This window comes from Desulforamulus aquiferis (genome assembly GCF_030577015.1).
In the GTDB taxonomy this organism is placed as follows: Bacteria; Bacillota; Desulfotomaculia; order Desulfotomaculales; family Desulfotomaculaceae; genus Desulfotomaculum; species Desulfotomaculum aquiferis.
In genome coordinates, this window is sequence record NZ_JARPTC010000012.1 from 66,393 (window position 1) to 86,491 (window position 20,099).

Genomic DNA, 20,099 nt, shown 5'->3' on the forward strand with positions numbered 1-20,099 from the left:
TAACAAATTTTAGGTAGGAGAGGGCTTTTGGCCCTCTCCTTGAGTCATTAAATGCGAATTACTCCGTCATCGTCATCCTTAGTAGTTTCTTCTTCGTCCACCGTTGTAACGCAGAAACCATCAATCCTTTGATAACCTAATGTGCCCGCAACCTCAATGACATCATCACAACCAAGGGGTGCAGCACCGGGCATTCTAAAGGTGGTTACATCTACCGGCTCAATGGCAACCTCCTGGGGCTTTTCCAATTGAGGCACCCAATCATAGGGCAAGCGGTAAGCGCGATACACCATATTTAGTTTAAATTCTTTACCCCAATAGGGAGAAATGTATTCCCATACTACCTCGTAGTCTGAGGTCACTTCAATCAGTCTGCCGCCCGAACCCTCAGTGATGAAAGTGTTGCCATTTGGCAATCTTTGGGCACTGCTGATAAAGGGGCTGTAAAAATGATGGGAATGGAAAGGCTCTAAATGCCCTGCCTCGGTAGGGGTATATTTCCAAACAACCTCCAGGGTTACAGGATCAATCTCTAATACCCGGGAATGATCCCGACGGCAGGCCTTGGTGCCATAGGGGGAGGTTTCACTAGGTAGTCCATAGCCTGCCCAGCCTCCATTGTCAAAGATAAGAATATTCCCTTCCCCTGGCAAACCCTTTGGTATCATGTGGGCATGGTGCTGACCAATAATAACACCCATTTTTCTCAATTCTTTTGCGGCAAGAAAATCTGGGCCAAGCTTCCAGACCACTTTGCCTGTTTCTTTACTGATAATGGCGGTAATGTTAGTTTCTCTGGCATCCCAAATGATATTGTCGGGGTGGAATCTTTCATCACCTTGGTCGTACCATTTATTGGGCCCTAGAGTAGACATGGAGTTTATGTGCATCCAGTCCCCCATGCCGCCGCCGCAATCATGCATGTTGGGGTCTCTAAATAAAACGTTCCTTGCGGCTTGGGAAAAGCCATATTCATCAAAATGTTCGTTGCAGTTCCATTCCCAAATAATATTGCCTGCCCAGTCCACCTCGATGATAGTATCGTCCAATAGATTTTTATCGGTTATTTTTTTGTTATAAACGTTTTTATGACACAGAATCAAAGTGTTGCCACCATCGGTTTTGGGGTCCATGCCTGGCACATAGTAACCCACCGGGTTACCTTCCCTTTGGTAATCATGGTGCTGCCTGGCCATCCAGCGACCTTCATTGCCTGGATCTTCGATAAATTCGTACTGGTCAAACTTCCAAACAACATTACCATCCCAATCCACTTGTACTAAATCAACGTTATCCTGGTAACCAAATCTAGAGTCCCTGGCCCCGCTGTGTCCCAGTACAAAACCACCGGGCAGCATTTTGTTTGGAAAACCATGCAGTCCCTTCCACAGCTTAACTTCTTTGCCATTCATGTTAATTAACATGGCTCCCAGCTCAGCGGCTTGAAAAATGGTGTAACCATTAAAGGCTTTCTCGGGATTATAAATTGTAGTACCCGTTGGATGAATTGTTGGTAAACCCATAAATGACTCCCCCTTGTTATAGTTTTGCTTTTCACAATGTTTGCTCTGTTTAGGTGTACTTAATTGATTTGATTCTACTATATATCGGGATAAGGGGTTGGTAGTCTGTACTACAACTTTTAAAAAAGAAAAAGACTTCACAAGCTTTGAGAAAATAATTATTGAAGTAACTACCAAAACATCTTAAAGGTATTAGTGAACCTTTGTGAATGTTCGAGCTAGTCTTAGCGAACAAAAAGGATGTAATTACTACTAATAAAGACTAGTTTTACACATTCCCCTGTGTTATATTTTGTCTATATTTATAACATGTGCTATATTTGTGGCATGATAAATTAGCCACTGGGAGGTATCTAATGACATTTGCCGTAAATCTTTATTTTAATAAAGAGGCGGAAAGCTACATAACGGACATATGGGCGGCTTTAGATAAGTTGGGCAAGGGCAAGTGCCTGATTTGCTACAATGGCAGACCCCATATTACCTTGGCTATTTACCGGGATCTTAATTTGCAAGTAGCTAAAGGGAGGTTAAAGCTCCTTGCAAGGGACGTTGATCCCTTTAAGTTAACGTTTCTGCAAATTGGTATTTTTCCAAATAACAAAGGTACGATATTTCTAACCCCCAATCTAACGGATGACTTATTCCAAATACATCGTAATTTTCACGATATGTTTAAAGACCATGAAGACCAGAGCTGGGATTACTATAAGCCCCAATCATGGTATCCCCACTGCACTTTATCAACGGAGACCAGCGAGGAAGCCATACCAAATGTTCTTGGGCAACTCCTGAAGGAGTTTAGTCCCATCGAGGTTACTATTAAATCTATAGGAATAGTGTCCTTAGACCCCATTGATTATTTGTTTGAAATTGAGTTGGGAAAAAACAATGCCTCAACCCTTGTGGAATAAAGAGTTGAGGCATTGTTTTTGTTTTTAACCCTTGACCATGCTGTCAATGGGATAATTGGGTAAACTGCTTATGGTTTTAATATTCTTTCTAAATCGCTCGTACCTGAAACAACAATACTCCAGAAAGTCATCGCCGTTATAATGCCGGATTAGAGCCCAGACCGTCCATAATAAATCCTGGGCCATTATAAAGCTTCTAATTTTAATATCTTCCACAGGGGTTAGTGGATGGCCGAAGTAGCTTTGAACTAAGTGGCTAATAGCTTCCTCGGATAGTTTGGATTCAAGGATGTAGGCGGCCACATCCCAACAGGGGTCATTCATTCCGGAATATTCCCAGTCTATAAGATAGGTTCTGCCAGTATCGTCAATAATAAAGTTTTCAGGCACGGTGTCATTATGGCAGGGTGTCAAAATTGTACTTTTAATATTATTCTGGATAAAGGAGACTAACTTATCCTTAAGGGTAGTGTAATCAAAGAAAAAGCTACCGCCTTGTTGTCGGATAATCTGCTCGTATTTGGACAGCTCTGCTTGCCAATCAAAACAGTTTGAAAAGTCCTTTGGAAAAGAGTGGATTTTTTTCATTAAAGCAGAAACTGATTCCAGGTTAATAGCTGAGCCAGGTCCTGCCTGAGCCATGTTTTGGCTGTTTTTAATATATATGCTTATTTTAATTCCACTGTCTTGATCAAAGAAAATGCTATCTGAGTTTACGCCGAACTCCGAGGCTATATTATTATTGACCCTTTCCATCTTCCGATCAATAATCTGCTCCGTCATGCCGCCGGGTTGTCTAATCACATAGTCAATGCCCTTAATGTTCATTATGTAGTTGTAATTGGTGAGCCCGCCGGCAAAGCGGGATTTGTCAAATACAATGCTTTCATCGTGAAAAGCATAGCGCAGCTTCTCTTGAACTAATTCTTCCATTCTCATATATATGACTCCAATAGTTATGGTTATTAAGATTAGTGTTAACTTACTTTAGCAAAAAAAAACCACAAAATCAATGTGTTAAGTTTATTAACAAAACTTGAACTTTTGTCATGATTGTTCAATAAAAACATCTTTGTGCAATAAGTAAAATTTACTAGAGATAATAATACAAACTATAGCTATTGATACTTCAAAAAAATTTTTTCTCCATGAGATATGATAAAAGTAACAAATTATCAAACAAATTATCTAACCAGTTAGCAGCTGTTTTAAAACAAAAAAACAGATAATACTTTGAGCCTATATCTATAAAAAGAGGAGTTATTCCAATGAAATACTTTGGCGAAGAAGCACTGGGTCTTATTGAAACAAGAGGTATGGTTCCTGCCATTTACGCTGCTGATGTTATGTGTAAAACTGCGGATGTCGTTCTTGTTTCCTATGAAAATATGGGTTCCGGGCTTGTCACAGTCATGGTAAAGGGTGATGTGGCTGCAGTGAGGGCGGCTGTTGAAAGTGGTGCAGCAGCGGCAGCATCAATCGGCGAACTGACAGCCTCCCATGTCATGCCGCGTCCTGTAAGCCGGGTAGGCAGGATTGTCTCAAAACATGACATAGATGAGTAAAGAACATTGACAATTAAGGAAAGGGGAATCCAGGTGGACCAAAATGATGCTTTAGGGTTCATAGAAACCTATAGTCTAGTTTCAGTGCTAGAGGCTGCGGACGCCATGTGTAAGGCTGCAGATGTAGAATTGGTTGGCTATGAAAACGTGGCCTCCGGCTTAGTTTCTGTCGTAGTTCGTGGTGATGTGGGAGCGGTGAAGGCAGCAGTAGATGCCGGCATCAAAGAGGCCAGCAAGGTGGGCAAGGTCTATAGCTCCCTGGTAATTGCCAGACCCCACGGGGACATTCAAAAGATTATCGCTAAATACGTTATAGAATGGTAAAAGGCAATTGATGTACCCCTTTATTATCGGGTGAAAAGAGGGGATGACTGAAGATATGAATAGAATTGACAGTGATTTGCTCTCCGTCCAAGAGGCACGGATTCTTGTGGAAAATGCCCGGGAGGCCCAAAAGGTTTTGGCTGCTTTCCCCCAGGAAAAACTAGATAAAATTGTCGAGCATATGGCTAAAACGGTAGTTAAATATGCCAAAGAGCTAGCTGTTCTTTCCCATGAAGAAACGGGATTTGGTAAATGGGAGGACAAGTTTATCAAAAATGTTTTTGCCAGTGATTTTTTATATAAAAAAATCCGGGATATGAAAGTTGTCGGTATTATTGGCGAAGACAAAGAAAAGGAGACCATGGATATAGGAGTGCCCGTTGGAGTGATTGTGGCCCTGCCCCCTTCAACCAATCCCGTATCCACTACTATATATAAAACATTACTTGCCATCAAATCCGGTAATGCCATTGTTTTCTCTCCCCATCCTAAGGCCAAAAAAACCATTGCCAAGGTGCTGGATATATTAATCAGGGCAGCGGAACAAAGGGGGATGCCCCCGGGGGCCATAGGATATTTGCGAACACTGGCTGTGGAAGGTACAGCCGCTTTAATGAATCATAAAGACACGTCCCTTATTTTGATTACCGGTGTGCCCAAGATGGTTAGGGAGGCCTATACATCGGGAAAACCGACCATTTATGGTGGCCCGGGTAATGGCCCCGCCTTTATTGAACGTTCTGCAGACATTAAAAAGGCGGTGGCGGATATCATAGTCAGCCGTACCTTTGATAATGGAATTGTTTCGGCTTCGGAACAGTCCATTGTAGCAGAGGACTGCATCGCTGATGAGGTAAGGCAAGAGCTCCGCCACAATGGTGGCTATTTTCTGTCAGCACTGGAGTCTGAGAGGCTCAGCAAGTACTTCTTTCGTAGGGATGGCAGTTTAAATCCAGAAATCGTTGGCAAATCTGCCATAGATTTGGCCCGGATGATTGGCGCTTCTATCCCGGAGGATACTAAAGTATTAATATCCGAACAAAAGTATGTGTCCCCCACTAATCCCTTCTCAAGGGAAAAACTTTGTCCGGTACTGGCCTTTTACGTTGAAAAGGACTGGATGAATGCTTGTGAAAAATGCATAGAGCTGCTGGTAAATGAGGGCAGGGGACATACCCTGGTCATTCATTCAAAAAATGAAAAGGTTATCAAGGAATTTGCCCTGAAAAAACCAGTGTCAAGGGTGCTGGTAAATACTCCTGCCACTCTGGGGGGGATAGGAGCCACAACAAATCTCTTCCCCGCACTGACCTTAGGCTGCGGCGCAGCAGGGGGCGGACTTACTTCAGATAATATCTCACCGATGAACTTGATTAATATCAGGAAAGTTGGCTATGGCGTGCGTCAGTTGGAGGATATAACTAGCGGCGTGCGGGCAGAGGTAGGAACTGCAGCTATTGGGACAGGTTGTTCGGCTAAGCAGGTTTCTATAGATAGTGTCCAGGACTTACATGAGCTGCTAGAAGCATTACTTAAGCAGCTTAATGGGGAGAAGATTTGAGGTGACAGGGCATGAAGAAGTTTGTCATTAAACCAAAAATTTATTTTAACGAAGGTTCCATGGAATTCCTTAAAGAGATCGATGCACACCCACCCAATCCCCAGCAACCATCCAGAGAAGATTTAATGAATATTTATCATAAAGCATTTTAAATGAGCAATTGAGTTGCTAGTCCTAACTGTGAGAAGTAAGGGAGGAATAAAAGTTGGATATTAAGGAATTTTCCAATAGATTTGCCGATGCAACAAAACACTTATCCCCGGAGGAAACGGCGGCCATCATGAAGCTGTTTCAGGGGATATCCAAAGAATTGGCCACCAACAGCCCTGTAAGCAGCACTGAGGCCAAATCCCCTGTGTTTGAGGGAGAAATAACTGGATTAACACCTCGCTTGGAACGTCTCCGTGCAAATTATTTAAAGGCCAAGCCAAGTGTTAGTATCTATCGGGCCCAGGCCTTTACCCAAGTGACCAAGGAGAATGCCGGCTTGCCCAAGATTCTTCTGCGGGCCAAGTGTTTCAGAAAAGCCTGTGAGACAGCTCCCCTAGTTATCCAAAAGGATGAACTGATCGTTGGGCATCCCTGTGGCAAACCAAGAGCCGGTGCTGTATCCCCGGATATTGCCTGGAGATGGATTCGGGATGAGCTGGATACCATGTCAACCAGACCCCAGGACCCCTTTCAGATAAGTGAAGAGGACAAGAGGATTTTACGGGAAGAGATTTTCCCCTACTGGGAAGGCAAGAGTGTGGATGAGGTTTGCCAGCAGCAGTACGAAGAGGCCGGTGTATGGTCGTTCTCAGGGGAATCTTTTGTCAGTGATCTATCTTATCATCAGGTAAACGGTGGCGGTGACACCTGCCCTGGATATGATGTCATCCTGATTGAAAAAGGTATCAATGGTGTCAGACAGGAAGCCGTTGAAAGATTGAGCAAGTTGTCCATGGAGAATCCTGATGACTTGGATAAAATTTATTTCTATAAAGCTGAAATTGAGACCTGCGATGGTATTTTGGCCTATGCCAAACGGTTATCTGACTATGCAAGGGAAATGGCGGACAAGGAGCATGACTCAATCCGGCAGAAGGAACTATACAAAATCTCTGAGGTGCTGACCCATGTGCCGGCTAACCCACCCCGAACCTTCCAGGAAGCACTTCAGTCAGTCTGGATCCTGGAATCCTTATTTGTGGTGGAAGAAAACCAGACAGGTATTTCCCTTGGTCGACTGGATCAATATACCTATCCCATGTTTAAAGCTGACCTGGAAGCGGGACGGATGAACAAGCTGGAAGCCTTTGAACTGCTGAGCTGCTTTATTATTAAATGTTCTGAGGTTATGTGGCTGTCCAGTGAGCTGGGGGCAAAGTATTTTGCCGGATACCAACCCTTTATTAATTTAACAATCGGCGGGCAAAAAAGAACCGGTGGCGATGCAACCAATGAACTGACCTATCTAATTATGGATGCCGTTCGCTTCACCAAGATGTATCAACCGTCCCTGGCTTGCCGGATTCACAATAAGTCACCGCAAAAATATTTGAAGAAGATTGTAGACGTTGTAAAAGCAGGCCTTGGTTTCCCCGCCTGCCACTTTGATGATACCCATATTAAAATGATGCTGGCCAAGGGCTTCTCCATTGAAGATTCACGGGATTATTGCCTCATGGGCTGTGTGGAACCCCAGAAGTCCGGTCGAATTTACCAGTGGACATCCACCGGCTATACCCAGTGGCCAATTGCCATAGAATTTGTTTTGAACCGCGGCGTAATGAAGTGGCGCGGAACCATGGAAGGCCTTGATACAGGTGAACTTGACAGTATCAAAACCTATGAAGAATTTGATGCTGCTTGCAAAAAGCAAATTGAACATATTATCCGCCTGTCTGCCATTGGAACCATTGTCAGCCAGCGGGTGCACAGGGATCTTGTACCCAAACCCCTGATGTCACTGCTGGTAGAAGGATGTATGGAAAAAGGTACCGACGTTACAAATGGCGGAGCCATGATCAACTTCGGACCGGGACTTATTTTCTCCGGCTTAGGAACCTATGCTGATTCCATGGCTGCCATTAAAAAGTTGGTCTTTGAGGAAAAGAAATATACCCTGAAGCAGATTCGGGATGCTTTAGATGCTAATTTTGAAGGCTATGAAGCCCTTCGGACCGATTGTCTGAATGCGCCTAAATACGGGAATGATGACGACTATGCTGACGAAATTGCGGCAGAACTCATCACCTGGACCGAGAGGGTTCACAACTCCTTTAAAATGTTATATTCCTATTTCACCCATGGCACACTTTCTATTTCCAACAATACCCCCATCGGTGAAATTACAGGGGCAACAGCCAACGGACGCTTTGCCTGGACACCACTGTCAGACGGAATTAGCCCGACACAGGGTGCCGACAAATTGGGACCAACAGCCATTATTAAATCAGTCAGCAAACTTAGCAACGAATCCATGAATATTGGAATGGTGCACAATTTCAAACTGTTGAAGGGCATCTTGGAAACCCCAGAAGGGGAAAACGGCCTGATTACCCTGCTGCGGACTGCATCCATTCTTGGCAACGGCCAAATGCAATTCAGTTATGTTGATAATGAAGTGCTGAAAAAGGCTCAAAAAGAACCTGAAAAGTATAGAGACTTAATTATCCGTGTGGCTGGCTATAGTGCTTACTTCGTAGAACTTTGCAAGGAAGTACAGGATGAGATTATAAGCAGAACCGTTTTGGAACATTTCTAATAGAATTTGAGTTTAGCCAGGAATATCTGAAGCTTGGTTAATTCTTCAGATATTCCATAAATAAAAAATGATTTGCATCATGGCTGATTTATTACCGCTGAGGTTTAGAATACTTCATTAGATTTCCACTGTTGATAAAGCCTGCGTTGAACAGATTATGAAGGCACTGGAGTCAGAAATAGCTTATTCAAGGCATTTAATAAGGGACGTGGACATTATGAGCACAGAAAGCAGAAATATCATAGAGCGGAAGGCGCGAATCTTCAATGTCCAGAAGTACTCCATCTATGACGGGCCGGGCATAAGAACATTGATTTTCTTCAAGGGATGTCCCCTAAGATGCAAGTGGTGTTCAAATCCCGAGGGCCTTGAAAGAAAATATCAGGTCATGTACAAAGAAGAGCTTTGCGTAGATTGTGGCAGCTGTATTTCTGTTTGTCCCGTCCAAATACATTATTTCCAGCATGGGGAAGACACACAATCAGAGGGAAGATCCAGACATAAAATATACAGAAGCATTGATTGTGTAGGTTGCCGAAAATGCGAAGCAGCATGTCCTAAACAGGCACTTTCCGTTGTGGGCCTTGACAAAACCATTTCCGAGGTGCTGGAAATCATCCAACAAGATGCACTCTTCTACCTGAGTTCAGGTGGAGGAGTCACCCTTGGGGGTGGGGAAGTGACCGCACAGCCTGAGTTTGCCACCAACCTGCTGATGGAATGCCAAGGGATGGGAATTCATACGGCCATTGAAACCAGTGGATATGCAAAGCTGGAATCTTTGCTTAAGATAGCTCAGTTTACCGATTTGTTTCTATATGATATCAAGCAAATTGACCCGGACCTCCACTATGAATATACCGGAGTGCGCAATGAGCGTATTCTTGAGAACCTGACAGAACTAATACACCGTGGATTTACAGTAAAGGTCAGAATGCCCCTGCTAAGGGGCTTGAATGACAGTAAGGACATCATTGGCAGAACCCTTGAGTTTTTACGTCCCTTCAAAGGTCATAAAAACTTCCAGGGCATTGATTTACTGCCTTATCATAAATTGGGTATCAACAAATACAAGCAGTTGGACATGAAATATGCTATTACGGAAGACCTAAGTTTTAAAGAAGAAGAGCTAGCTAAAATTGAAGAGTTTATTAAAGATTATGACGTAGAGGTTAAGGTTATCAGACATTAAATAGCCTATGGCAGAGGGGAGGCTTATTGTGAGTGTAGCCGATGAATTTGACAGAAAACGTATCATTCAGGAATATGTGCCTGGCAAGCAAGTTACACTGGCCCATATCATAGCTTCGCCCGTGCAGGACATCTATGAACGCTTGGGTATTGAGGAAAAGGGAGCCATTGGAATATCGACCCTCACTCCCTGTGAAACGGCAATTATAGCAGCGGACATTGCCACAAAGGCATCAGGGGTAGAGATTGGATTTCTTGACCGATTTACAGGGTCACTGGTTATATCCGGTGATGTGGCAAGTGTTGAGGCAGCAATGATTGCCATCAATGATACCTTGGAAAAACTGTTAGGCTTCACCCCTGCTAAAATCACACGGACATGAAAAAACGGATTATGATAGTGGGGCCAACCCAATCGGGCAAGTCCACCCTGGCCAATATTTTAAATGCTGCGGTCAGACCCTTAAAAAAGACCCAGGATGTTATTTACGGACAAAATACCATCGACACGCCGGGGTCATACATTGAAAACCCTTCTATGTATAGATATCTGATTGCCACAGCGCAAACAGCATACCTGGTGCTAATGCTGGTAGATCAAGCAAGACCCATTGAAGTATATCCGCCCGGCTTTGCTAAGACCTTTACTTGTCCGGTTATCGGAGTAATTACCAAGCTAGATTTGGCTCCGGAAAATGCCAGGCTGGCTATTGAGCAGCTGAAGAGAATTGGGATTGTAGAGCCCTACTTCCAGATTTCTTTAAAGGATAATACAGGGGTGGGTGACTTGAAAGATTATTTAACTAGAAAAAAAGAATCCAGCCAGAGTAATTGAGATTCTTCATATATATTTGGTTTTGCAGCTAAGCTAATCCATGGCAAATTTGCCAATGGGATTTCCGGAAGGGTAGGTGAGGCAATGAGATTCGTCACCGAAATGGAACTGAGGGAAATATATAAAACAAACCCTTTTGTTACGTATGTTCTAGAACCGGATACAAAGATTACACCGGGAGCCAGGCAATTTCTTGTAGACAGGCGGGTTGCCCTGGTACAGGCCGAACCCCAGCTAGGTGAAGTTGTGGAAGCTAAGACGGATCAGTCAAGTCAATTGGAACAACAGGAAAGTTGGTCTACCCTTCGATTACGTGGAAGCATGGACCGCATAGAAGCAACCTTTTTTCTAACCGCCTCAGAACTTTTACATTCCGGAGATGCTGTGCTGTCGGAAGAAGTCATGGCCCTAGGCCGATATTTTAGGAATGTAAGAAAGGCTGAACTTGAGAGAACAGCTCCATGCAACATTCAGTTTTGGGGATGGACGGAAGAGGAAATAAAAAAACGCTCTGAAAATCTGGAAGAATATGTTAACACCGGACAATTTGATTTGGGATTGGAAAAAGGAAAAGAACTTGCCCTGCTAAATCACCTGCGTGCCTCCCTGGGTGAGGTGGAGCCGGCCATTTTAGAAACCTATTGGAACGAAGAGAAGCAGTCTTGCTCACGGCAGGATTTGGTTAATAAGATAAATTTGATTATTAATATTATCTGCATGATGATGTGGGAGTGCCTGGGAGGGGAAAAATGGAAACGATAAATCCAGCTTTTCTATATTGCGATCAACTTGTGAGTGACTTTGAGAAAGTCGTCAAAACACCCATATTGAATAAATCCTCCGTTTATTACACCGGTGTTGACCTTGGGACAGCCTATATTGTGCTGGCAGTCCTTGATGAAAATTACCAGCCCGTCGCAGGGGCATATCGACTTGCCAGCGTTGTCAAGGATGGTATGGTGGTGGATTATATCGGTGCCATTCGGATAGTCAGAGAGCTAAAGCAAGAACTGGAGCAGAAGCTTGGTACAGAATTGATTTATGCGGCAGCGGCCCTTCCGCCGGGAACCTTTAGCCTGGACTCGGGAGCTATCAAGCATGTGGTGCAGGGGGCAGGCTTTGAAATTACCAACCTGTTGGACGAACCTACGGCTGCCAACGCGGTTCTTAAGATTAATGACGGCGCCATAGTGGATATTGGAGGTGGCACTACGGGGATTGCCATTCTCAGGGAAGGCAAAGTGATTTATGTGGCCGATGAACCTACAGGTGGGACACACTTTTCACTGGTCATTGCCGGAGCCTATAAAATGAGCTTTGAAGATGCCGACCAATATAAGCGGGATGCTAAAAATCACAGGGAGCTGATTCCCGTATTACAACCGGTGGTTGAGAAGGTATCATCCATTATAAGTCGCCAAATAGCTGATTACCAAGTAAAAGAAATATATCTGGTAGGTGGAACCTGCTGCCTTAAGGGCATTGAGGATATTATCGCCAAACAAACGGGGCTTCCCACCTATAAACCGCAAAACCCCATGTTTGTAACACCATTGGGCATTGCACTTAACTGTACCCAGGAAATCCTTTAGGCAGGGGTGATTTTTACACATGGAGTATCGAATAATAAAATCTCCCTCTAAGGGGACATTAGATATTCTCTTTCGGCGCAAAGGCTCCCCTTCAACAACCCCCATTGCCAATTATGATGCTGTGGGGCTGGTTCAGGGGCGGCTGATTGACATGGTTTTTGCCTCGGATATCGCAGAAAAGGCCGCCGGAGTGGTAGTGGAGGATATTAAAGGGCATTGTCCCCAAAACCTGATTATGCTTGCCATTTTCGGCGACACAGCATCGGTGGAAGCGGCAATGGCAGAGATAAAATATAAGCTTAGAGCAGCAAAAGAAGGTGAGACCTTATGATAGCGGCAAAGGTAATTGATAATATTTGGGCAACAAGAAAGGCTGATTCCCTCAGGGGACTGAAATTTATGCTGGTGGAAGTACTTGGTGGTATTGATGCCGGTCGTCTCCTGATAGCCGCCGATACCATTGGCGCCGGCTTTGGCGAGAGAGTTCTTGTTTGTACCGGCAGCTCAGCCCGTAAAATGCTGGATCGGGACGATGTGCCCATTGATGCTGTCATTGTAGGGATCATCGACGAAGATTGTGCCTTTTAAGAAATCTGGGGGTGGAAGAACTTGGAACTGCTTAACCAAATCAAAGATGCAGGAATTATCGGGGCCGGAGGAGCCGGTTTTCCAACTCACGCCAAACTAACTGCTAAGGCAGAATATATATTGCTTAACGGAGCAGAATGTGAGCCTCTGCTAAGGGTAGATCAGCAATTGATGGAGCTGTTTCCAGAGGAAATTATCAGAGGGCTGGAGGCTGCTGGAAGATATATTGAAGCTGGTAAAGCCATCATAGGTATCAAGGGCAAACATAAAAGGGTTATTGCCCTTTTGAAGGAAAGAATTGCTGCCCTAGGTCTGGCAAACTACATGGAAGTAATGGAGCTTCGGGATATTTACCCTGCGGGTGATGAACAGGTTTTGGTTCACGAGTTAACCAAAAGAATTGTTCCCGAAGCATCCATCCCCCTGAAGGTGGGCTGTGTGGTTATCAACTCGGAAACGGCTCTAAATATATACCGTGCCATGGCCGGGGAACCAGTTACGGAAACCTACCTGACCATTGCCGGGGATATTCCCCAGCCCATGACCCTTAAAGTTCCTGTGGGTGTACCCATCCGGGAAGTAATCAGACAATGCGGCGTGGAAAATTTGGATGATTATGCTGTCATAGACGGTGGCCCCATGATGGGCCGGGTTATGAATAGTGTGGACGGTTATGTCACTAAAAAAAGCAAGGGCTATGTACTGCTTAAAAAGGATCACTTTCTCATTCGCAAAAAGACAGTGACCATTCCCCAAGCAAGGATTGTCAGCAGAACAGCCTGTGAACAATGTCGTATGTGTACCGACCTGTGTCCCAGGTACCTGCTGGGTCACCATATAGAGCCCCATAAAATGATGCGTGCCCTGAGCTACAATTTAGAAGACGTCAGCGAGCTAAAGATTGCCCAATTATGCTGTGAATGTAACGCCTGTGAATTATACTCCTGTCAGGCTAATCTTCATCCGAAGACTGTCAATGTTCTTTATAAGCAGAAGCTGGCGGAGCAGGGCATAAGATATCAACCTACTCAGATTGAGTTCAAACCACGGGAAGCCAGGGAATATCGCCTGATTCCAAGCAAACGTCTAATCGCCAAAATTGGTCTAACGTCCTTTGATAAACCGGCTCCCGTGACCAAGCTGGAATTTAGACCCGAGTGCATTAGCATCTCTCTAAGTCAGCACATTGGCGCTCCGGCCGTACCCGTTGTGGCTGTAGGCCAGCAGGTAAACGCCGGTCAATTGATTGGAAAGATACCGGACAACAGCCTAGGGGCGGCGGTTCATGCCAGCTTCTCGGGAACTGTTACAGAGGTTTCGGATAATTCTATTGTGATAAAGGTGGGTTCGTATGTATAGGGCAATAGGTATGATTGAACTTTCGAGTATTGCAAGGGGAATTTATGCCACAGACCTGATGTTAAAAACGGCCTTCGTTGAAGTGTTCAGTGCAACTTCTGTCTGTCCTGGAAAATATGTCGCCATTGTCCAAGGAGACGTTGCCGCTGTAGAAAGCTCAATTAGCGCAGGCATCGAATCCGCTGGAGAATATTTAGTAGATAGCTTTATTCTTCCCAATGTCCACCCGGATGTTTTCCCGGCTATCACAGCCACCACCATGCCGGATGGAATCGGGGCACTGGGGATCATGGAAACCTTTTCCCTGGCCTCTATGATTATTGCCGCTGATGCAGCCCTTAAAGCAGCAGACGTACAAGCTCTAGAATTACGGTTGGGTAGGGGAATAGGTGGCAAAGCCTACTTCACCTTTACCGGAGATGTTGCTGCTGTCCAGGCAGCTGTTGAAGCCGGAAAGGCCATTGTTTTAGAAAAGGGCTTACTGGTAGATACAGAAGTAATTCCATCACCATCCGACAAATTGTGGGCAACCTTGCTCTAAGCTTACAATTGTATGCCATATTTGACCCAAAGGAGGTGCTATCTTGAAAAAACTCGTTTGTGTAAAGGAGGTAGAAGCGGCGGCAGAAAAGGGGCAAAAGATATTCTGCGTTGACTGCCATACCATTATTACACCGGCGGCTAAGGATTTAGCCAAGGAATTGGGCCTGGAATTTTCTACAGACTCATCCGCTGCAGGAAACCACACAGTTAAAGACTGTAGCCTGCCAAAGAAAGATAGCCAGGAAAAAGAAATTGATCCTGAAATGATTTACCAAGTTGTAAAGGCAGTATTGGGCAGCAGGCTCCTGGCTAATATCCCAGGTTCATCAGGTGAAATACCCTTCCGAGCAGATTGTGAGCCAAAAAGCGGACTAAAAATTGTCCGGGGCAGAACTGTCAAACAGGAGACCTTTGACACTGGAGATCCCAATGCCAACGTAACCTACCGTGAAGTGATCAGTAAAGATGACTCTAAAATGAGTGCGGGCTTTTTGACAATTGAAAAATCCAGCTTTGATTGGGAATTGTCCTATGAAGAGATTGATATTATCCTCGAGGGAAGCCTGACCATTACCATCAACGGAGAGACTTATCATGCCCACCAGGGGGATGTTCTCTTCATACCCAAGGACTCCAAGGTAACCTGGAGTTCCCCGGATTATGTGAAGCTCTTTTATGTAACTTACCCGGCAAACTGGGCTGATCTAATGGCACAATAATAGGGAGGTAAGCTATGCAGGCTCTTGGACTAATTGAGACACGAGGACTCCTCCCTGCTATTGAATGTGCGGATGTCATGCTCAAAACGGCGCAAGTGGAACTGCTGGAGAGAACCTTTGTAGGCAGCGGACTGGTAACTATTGCCATAACTGGTGATGTGGGAGCCGTTAAAGCAGCCGTCGAGGCAGGTGTAACAGCCGTTGAAAAGATTTCTCCCTTATCCTTGGTTTCCCATCATGTAATAGCTAGACCACACCAGGAGATGGGAAGCATGGTGGGAACAAGGCCGGAACCCATTAGGGAACAACCGGGACCTGTACCAAAGGAAACCGACAAGGTGAGAGAGGGCCAGGAAAGCCATGCTACTGTATCAGAATCCACAGTAGAGGACAAAACCACAAAGGAAAGCACCGGGCCGGTACAAATAATGCCGAGCCAGCTTCACAAAGAGGGAGTGGATGCTTTCGTACAGGAATTTGGCCTTGAGAAAAGTATAGACATCCTGAAAGCCCTTTCCGTGGTAAAGCTTAGGAATTTGGCAAGGGAATACAAAGGACTTGGAGTAGCAGGCAGAGCCATATCCAAGGCAAACAAAGAATTACTGATACAGGAACTAAAAAGATATTACCAGCGGGGGAGTGAATAGCAGCTTTAATGCTTAAATAATAAGTTAAGTCAGTTGTAGAGAGGAAGAGTAACGTGGAAACCTTTGATTTTGATTTGCAATCAGTGCAAGAGACCAGAAATCTTGCCCGTCAGGCTAAAGAGGCTCAAACTCAACTTGCAAAATTTAATAGTGAGCAGATCGAAAAAATCATCTGCAATATGGTCAAGGTAGCCGAGGAGAATGCTGTTTCCCTGGCAAAGCTGGCGGTTGAAGAAACCGGGTTTGGTAAAGTGGAGGACAAAACCTTCAAAAATCATTTTGCCTCCACAGAACTATATAAATTTATTAAACCCATGCAAACCGTTGGTGTCATCAGTGACGACCCGGTCAACAAAATCAAGGAGATCGCTGAGCCGGTAGGGCTGCTCATGGGGATTATTCCCTCAACCAACCCCACATCAACGGTTATTTACAAAGCTATTATTGCCATCAAGTCCCGAAACGGCATTGTCTTCTCTCCCCATCCCTCGGCCCTGAAATGCACTTTGCAAGCGGCCAGGCTGATGAACGATGCTGCGGTGGCTGCCGGTGCACCGGCAAACATCATTGGTTGCATCTCAAAGCCCACCAAGGAAGCAACCAATGAGCTTATGAAATGTGACGAGGTGGAAATGATCATTGCCACAGGCGGCTCAGCCATGGTAAAGGCTGCCTATAGTGCGGGGAAACCTGCATTGGGCGTAGGCCCCGGCAACGTTCCGGCCTATATAGAAAGAACTGCCGATATTACTAAAGCGGTCAAAAATATTCTCGTTAGTAAAACCTTTGACAATGGTACCATCTGCGCTTCTGAGCAGGCAGTTATTGTTGAAGAATGCATTCGTGAACAGGTTATTGAAGAGTTTAAGCGCCAGGGCGGCTATTTCATGACTGCCGCGGAAACAAGCCAGGTAGCTAAAAAGCTGTTTGTCCGGGGACATGCCATGAATGCAAAAATGGTAGGTAGAGCCGCAACAGTAATTGCAGAGACTGCAGGCATTGCCGTTCCTCCGGGAACAAAGGTTCTGCTGGGTGAGCAGCAGGGAGTTGGCCCAGAATACCCCCTGTCCTATGAAAAATTGACCACCGTACTGGCCTTTTATACAGTAAAGGATTGGCATGAAGCCTGCGAACTTTGTATTAAACTCTTGAAAAATGGCGGCATCGGGCATACCCTTTCTATTCACACAGAAAATCCCGAAATGGCCATGAGGTTTGCTGAAAAACCAGTATTCAGGATTTTGGTCAACACAGCCTCCACCCAGGGTGGTGTAGGGGCAAGCACAGGATTAGCACCAGCCTTTACACTGGGTTGCGGCACCTGGGGTGGAAGTGCCACTTCCGATAATGTAACCCCAAGGCACTTGATTAACATTAAACGTGTAGCCTATGGAATTAAAGACTTCACAGAAAATACAGCTCCCTCCCATTCAGTCTGTGGGGCACAGGGTGGTAGCACTGGTGCCATCAGTGAAGATCAGCTTATGAATGTTGTGAATGAAGTCATTTCGCTACTAAAAAGAAGAGGTGACAACTAAAAGTGGGAAAATATGACGCTTTAGCAGCGCTTCTGCTGGAAGCAATCAAAGAGGGGGGGTATTTAAAAAAGGAAGTCGACACTATACCCGTGGGAATATCTAACCGACATATCCATCTTTCCCAGGGAGACTTGGAAACCCTGTTTGGTCCAGGATACCAATTGACAAAGGTCAAGGATTTATCCCAGCCCATGCAATATGCCTGTAAGGAAACCCTAACCATAGCGGGACCCAAGGGTGCCATAGAAAAAGTTCGCATCCTGGGGCCAACCCGAAGCGAGTCCCAGGTGGAAATACTTCAGGCTGATTGTTACAAACTTGGCATCACCGCCCCTGTGAGGTTGTCTGGAGACCTGCAAGGAACTCCGGGAATTACCCTCATTGGTCCCAAGGGAAGTATATATCTCAACAAAGGCCTTTTGATTGCCCAGCGTCATATTCATATGACCTTAGAAGATGCAAGAAATTTTGGTGTAACCGATGGCGAAATAGTAACCATCCAAATTGATGGACTGCGGGGAGGAAGCTACTCCAACGTCGTCATTAGGGCAAACAACACCTCAGCCCTTGAATTTCATATTGATACAGAAGAAGCGAATGCAATGCATCTTGCACCAACCTCAACAATAACGATAAAAAAATAAAATCTTAGGAGGAAACAAAAATGAGTAAATCTGAAGCTTTAGGATTAATCGAAACCAAAGGTCTGGTAGGAGCAATTGAGGCGGCTGATGCCATGGTTAAAGCTGCTAATGTTCAACTGATTGGCTACGAAAAAGTTGGCGGTGCTCTGGTAACTGTTATGGTAAGGGGCGATGTAGGTGCTGTTAAAGCAGCAACCGATGCAGGTGCTGCTGCTGCCCAGCGCGTTGGAGAACTAATCTCCGTTCATGTTATTCCCCGTCCACACAGCGATGTAGAAATGATTTTACCTGCAGCTAAAAAAGAAGTATTATAAAAAATAAGACAGCATAGGTCAAAGGTCAAAATCTCAATTTGAGGTTTTGACCTTCCTCTATTCTCGGGAAACTGCGTATACTACCCTTTAGTTATGCTAGGGTTAAGGATTGATCGTAAGAAATTTTTGTTTTATAATGGTGGTGTATAATAAGGTTGCTTTTGAATTTGATGAATTGAACTACTGTAGGAACAGTGGTTGATTCTTTTTTGTTATTAGGGGCAGAATGTTATGCTAAGGGGCAGCAGGAAGTTAAAACAGCAATGAATCTAACATAGAAAAGGATTATTGACAAAAGCATGAATAACTCTGACAAAATATTAAAAAAATTAACGGATTCCAACCTGTACTCCCGCTATAGCGGACTATTATCCCTATCTAATATTTCCTTGCAGCTTATAGATGCAAGTGGAAAAATTCTTCTTGAGTTTAATCCGTCTCCCGACTTTTGCAAACTTATTTGCCAGGAAGATGAAGGGCGAATATGCTCAGACTATACAGCAAAACTTGAGTCTGGCAGTGGAGGCAGATTTAACTGTCGCTACGGACTGTCAAACATTATATTACCAGTGGAAATTAACCAGCAAACCATAGGGTATATAGTTGGAGCCCAGGTTTATGTATCAGATAGTGAATATCAGAAGTACTTAATTGATATAATGTCCCTGGCCAAGGGAAAAAATTTTGAACCTGAATTTATAGCCAAATCAATAGCTGCTATAAAAACCGTTGAAGAAAATAAAATAGACATCCATGAACAAATTTGCAACCATATTACACAAAATATTTCCCATGACTTTTCTCAAAGCATCAATAGTGCAGATAAGGCCATTGCAAGGCTTTCTATAGAAAAAGAAATGCTGGAAAAAAAGATAATTGACCTGGAAGCAAAAAATATGTCCCTAGTTATCAACCCGCATTTCCTATTTAATACCCTAAACTCTATAGCACGCATTGCCTATTTTGAAAAATCCCATACCACGGAAGAACTTATTTACTGCCTTTCGGATTTATTGAGGTACAATCTAAAACAAGACGATGAGCTACACACCATCGGAGCGGAGATGGACAATATAGAGAAGTACCTTTATATACAAAAAATAAGATATAAGAATAGATTGGAATATGAGATTGATATACCTGACCAAATCAAGCCCCATAGAATACCTAATATGATCATACAGCCCATCGTTGAGAATGCCCTTATCCATGGCATTACTCCCAAAAGGGATGGGGGCAAGATAAAAATCTATGCGGAAAAGTATAAAAATGATATAAATATTTATGTCATGGATAATGGTAATGGCTTTCCCAAAGAAGTCTTACAAAGCATACAACAATCGGAAAATAAAATGGGGATTGGTTTTCGCAGTACGGACAAGCGGTTGAAGCGATATTTCGGAGAAAATTACGGGTTGAAAATCGCAAAATCAGACTATAGTGGAAGTACCGTCACCATTACGATTCCCACCAAACCCAATGCGAGGCGATAG

At 44.4% G+C, this 20,099-nt stretch carries 23 protein-coding genes; 21 read left to right on the top strand and 2 right to left on the bottom strand.

Annotated elements, in window-relative coordinates; genetic code table 11:
- Positions 1-47: 47 nt before the first annotated feature.
- Positions 48-1,523 (bottom strand): aryl-sulfate sulfotransferase, encoded by a 1,476-nt coding sequence (locus P6N53_RS08715; protein ID WP_304542451.1) that lies wholly within the window; start codon positions 1,521-1,523, stop codon positions 48-50.
- Positions 1,524-1,879: 356 nt separating this feature from the next.
- Here P6N53_RS08715 and P6N53_RS08720 point away from each other — a divergent pair, with 356 nt between their 5' ends.
- Positions 1,880-2,437, top strand: a complete 558-nt coding sequence (locus P6N53_RS08720; RefSeq protein ID WP_304542452.1) for a 2'-5' RNA ligase family protein — start codon at positions 1,880-1,882, stop codon at positions 2,435-2,437.
- Positions 2,438-2,461: 24 nt separating this feature from the next.
- Here the strand turns inward: P6N53_RS08720 and P6N53_RS08725 are convergent, their stop codons facing one another.
- Positions 2,462-3,376, bottom strand: coding sequence for a choline kinase family protein (locus P6N53_RS08725; protein WP_304542454.1), 915 nt, complete (start codon positions 3,374-3,376; stop codon positions 2,462-2,464).
- 329 nt (positions 3,377-3,705) lie between these two features.
- On the opposite strand from P6N53_RS08725, the gene P6N53_RS08730 reads away from it, so the two are divergent.
- The 20 genes from P6N53_RS08730 (at position 3,706) to P6N53_RS08825 (ending at position 20,099) form a co-directional block, all read left to right on the top strand.
- The gene (locus P6N53_RS08730) at positions 3,706-4,002 is read left to right on the top strand and encodes a BMC domain-containing protein (protein ID WP_304542455.1); all 297 of its coding nucleotides are present in this window, start codon (positions 3,706-3,708) and stop codon (positions 4,000-4,002) included.
- 33 nt (positions 4,003-4,035) lie between these two features.
- Positions 4,036-4,326 (top strand): BMC domain-containing protein, encoded by a 291-nt coding sequence (locus P6N53_RS08735; RefSeq protein ID WP_304542456.1) that lies wholly within the window; start codon positions 4,036-4,038, stop codon positions 4,324-4,326.
- A 55-nt stretch (positions 4,327-4,381) separates the two neighbouring features.
- Positions 4,382-5,887: an acetaldehyde dehydrogenase (acetylating) gene (locus tag P6N53_RS08740; protein ID WP_304542457.1), complete on the top strand. Its 1,506-nt coding sequence runs from the start codon at positions 4,382-4,384 to the stop codon at positions 5,885-5,887.
- Positions 5,888-5,898: 11 nt separating this feature from the next.
- Positions 5,899-6,039 (top strand): hypothetical protein, encoded by a 141-nt coding sequence (locus tag P6N53_RS08745; RefSeq protein WP_304542458.1) that lies wholly within the window; start codon positions 5,899-5,901, stop codon positions 6,037-6,039.
- A gap of 53 nt (positions 6,040-6,092) precedes the next feature.
- Complete coding sequence (cutC, locus tag P6N53_RS08750; RefSeq protein ID WP_304542459.1) at positions 6,093-8,636, top strand: choline trimethylamine-lyase; 2,544 nt, start codon at positions 6,093-6,095, stop codon at positions 8,634-8,636.
- Between the two features lie 217 nt (positions 8,637-8,853).
- Positions 8,854-9,828 (top strand): choline TMA-lyase-activating enzyme, encoded by a 975-nt coding sequence (gene cutD, locus P6N53_RS08755; protein WP_304542460.1) that lies wholly within the window; start codon positions 8,854-8,856, stop codon positions 9,826-9,828.
- Between the two features lie 28 nt (positions 9,829-9,856).
- On the top strand, positions 9,857-10,210 hold the full coding sequence (eutS, locus tag P6N53_RS08760; protein WP_304542461.1) for an ethanolamine utilization microcompartment protein EutS: 354 nt from the start codon (positions 9,857-9,859) through the stop codon (positions 10,208-10,210).
- Complete coding sequence (locus tag P6N53_RS08765) at positions 10,207-10,662, top strand: EutP/PduV family microcompartment system protein (RefSeq protein WP_304542462.1); 456 nt, start codon at positions 10,207-10,209, stop codon at positions 10,660-10,662. Before eutS ends, P6N53_RS08765 begins: the two co-directional genes overlap by 4 nt.
- 84 nt (positions 10,663-10,746) lie before the next feature.
- Positions 10,747-11,424 carry a cobalamin adenosyltransferase gene (locus P6N53_RS08770; RefSeq protein WP_304542463.1) on the top strand — a complete coding sequence of 226 codons (678 nt, stop codon included), beginning with the start codon at positions 10,747-10,749 and terminating at the stop codon, positions 11,422-11,424.
- Complete coding sequence (gene eutJ, locus P6N53_RS08775; RefSeq protein ID WP_304542464.1) at positions 11,412-12,254, top strand: ethanolamine utilization protein EutJ; 843 nt, start codon at positions 11,412-11,414, stop codon at positions 12,252-12,254. The genes P6N53_RS08770 and eutJ overlap by 13 nt, the downstream gene beginning before the upstream one ends.
- A 19-nt stretch (positions 12,255-12,273) precedes the next feature.
- On the top strand, positions 12,274-12,585 hold the full coding sequence (locus tag P6N53_RS08780) for a BMC domain-containing protein (RefSeq protein ID WP_304542465.1): 312 nt from the start codon (positions 12,274-12,276) through the stop codon (positions 12,583-12,585).
- Positions 12,582-12,842, top strand: a complete 261-nt coding sequence (locus P6N53_RS08785) for a EutN/CcmL family microcompartment protein (RefSeq protein ID WP_304542466.1) — start codon at positions 12,582-12,584, stop codon at positions 12,840-12,842. Before P6N53_RS08780 ends, P6N53_RS08785 begins: the two co-directional genes overlap by 4 nt.
- Before the next feature lie 21 nt (positions 12,843-12,863).
- Positions 12,864-14,201 (top strand): 4Fe-4S dicluster domain-containing protein, encoded by a 1,338-nt coding sequence (locus P6N53_RS08790; protein ID WP_304542467.1) that lies wholly within the window; start codon positions 12,864-12,866, stop codon positions 14,199-14,201.
- Complete coding sequence (locus tag P6N53_RS08795) at positions 14,194-14,742, top strand: BMC domain-containing protein (RefSeq protein WP_304542468.1); 549 nt, start codon at positions 14,194-14,196, stop codon at positions 14,740-14,742. Before P6N53_RS08790 ends, P6N53_RS08795 begins: the two co-directional genes overlap by 8 nt.
- A 43-nt stretch (positions 14,743-14,785) precedes the next feature.
- Positions 14,786-15,463, top strand: coding sequence for a cupin domain-containing protein (locus P6N53_RS08800; RefSeq protein ID WP_304542469.1), 678 nt, complete (start codon positions 14,786-14,788; stop codon positions 15,461-15,463).
- Positions 15,464-15,477: 14 nt separating this feature from the next.
- Positions 15,478-16,110 carry a BMC domain-containing protein gene (locus tag P6N53_RS08805; protein WP_304542470.1) on the top strand — a complete coding sequence of 211 codons (633 nt, stop codon included), beginning with the start codon at positions 15,478-15,480 and terminating at the stop codon, positions 16,108-16,110.
- A 53-nt stretch (positions 16,111-16,163) separates the two neighbouring features.
- Positions 16,164-17,648 carry an acetaldehyde dehydrogenase (acetylating) gene (locus tag P6N53_RS08810; RefSeq protein ID WP_304542471.1) on the top strand — a complete coding sequence of 495 codons (1,485 nt, stop codon included), beginning with the start codon at positions 16,164-16,166 and terminating at the stop codon, positions 17,646-17,648.
- Positions 17,649-17,650: 2 nt separating this feature from the next.
- On the top strand, positions 17,651-18,292 hold the full coding sequence (locus P6N53_RS08815) for a phosphate propanoyltransferase (protein WP_304542472.1): 642 nt from the start codon (positions 17,651-17,653) through the stop codon (positions 18,290-18,292).
- 20 nt (positions 18,293-18,312) lie between these two features.
- Entirely contained in the window at positions 18,313-18,606 is a 294-nt protein-coding gene (gene eutM / locus P6N53_RS08820; RefSeq protein ID WP_304542473.1) for an ethanolamine utilization microcompartment protein EutM, read from the top strand.
- Between the two features lie 299 nt (positions 18,607-18,905).
- On the top strand, positions 18,906-20,099 hold the full coding sequence (locus P6N53_RS08825; protein ID WP_304542474.1) for a histidine kinase: 1,194 nt from the start codon (positions 18,906-18,908) through the stop codon (positions 20,097-20,099).

Bases quoted from the DNA above. Each gene is read 5' to 3' on its own strand.
- P6N53_RS08825 (WP_304542474.1), top strand. From the start codon at position 18,906: ATGAATAACTCTGACAAAATATTAAAAAAATTAACGGATTCCAACCTG.
- P6N53_RS08740 (WP_304542457.1), top strand. From the start codon at position 4,382: ATGAATAGAATTGACAGTGATTTGCTCTCCGTCCAAGAGGCACGGATT.
- P6N53_RS08795 (WP_304542468.1), top strand. From the start codon at position 14,194: ATGTATAGGGCAATAGGTATGATTGAACTTTCGAGTATTGCAAGGGGA.
- cutD (WP_304542460.1), top strand. From the start codon at position 8,854: ATGAGCACAGAAAGCAGAAATATCATAGAGCGGAAGGCGCGAATCTTC.
- P6N53_RS08730 (WP_304542455.1), top strand. From the start codon at position 3,706: ATGAAATACTTTGGCGAAGAAGCACTGGGTCTTATTGAAACAAGAGGT.
- P6N53_RS08780 (WP_304542465.1), top strand. From the start codon at position 12,274: ATGGAGTATCGAATAATAAAATCTCCCTCTAAGGGGACATTAGATATT.
- P6N53_RS08745 (WP_304542458.1), top strand. From the start codon at position 5,899: ATGAAGAAGTTTGTCATTAAACCAAAAATTTATTTTAACGAAGGTTCC.
- P6N53_RS08725 (WP_304542454.1), bottom strand. From the start codon at position 3,376: ATGAGAATGGAAGAATTAGTTCAAGAGAAGCTGCGCTATGCTTTTCAC.
- eutM (WP_304542473.1), top strand. From the start codon at position 18,313: ATGAGTAAATCTGAAGCTTTAGGATTAATCGAAACCAAAGGTCTGGTA.
- P6N53_RS08805 (WP_304542470.1), top strand. From the start codon at position 15,478: ATGCAGGCTCTTGGACTAATTGAGACACGAGGACTCCTCCCTGCTATT.
- P6N53_RS08785 (WP_304542466.1), top strand. From the start codon at position 12,582: ATGATAGCGGCAAAGGTAATTGATAATATTTGGGCAACAAGAAAGGCT.
- P6N53_RS08765 (WP_304542462.1), top strand. From the start codon at position 10,207: ATGAAAAAACGGATTATGATAGTGGGGCCAACCCAATCGGGCAAGTCC.
- P6N53_RS08770 (WP_304542463.1), top strand. From the start codon at position 10,747: ATGAGATTCGTCACCGAAATGGAACTGAGGGAAATATATAAAACAAAC.
- eutJ (WP_304542464.1), top strand. From the start codon at position 11,412: ATGGAAACGATAAATCCAGCTTTTCTATATTGCGATCAACTTGTGAGT.
- P6N53_RS08720 (WP_304542452.1), top strand. From the start codon at position 1,880: ATGACATTTGCCGTAAATCTTTATTTTAATAAAGAGGCGGAAAGCTAC.
- P6N53_RS08715 (WP_304542451.1), bottom strand. From the start codon at position 1,523: ATGGGTTTACCAACAATTCATCCAACGGGTACTACAATTTATAATCCC.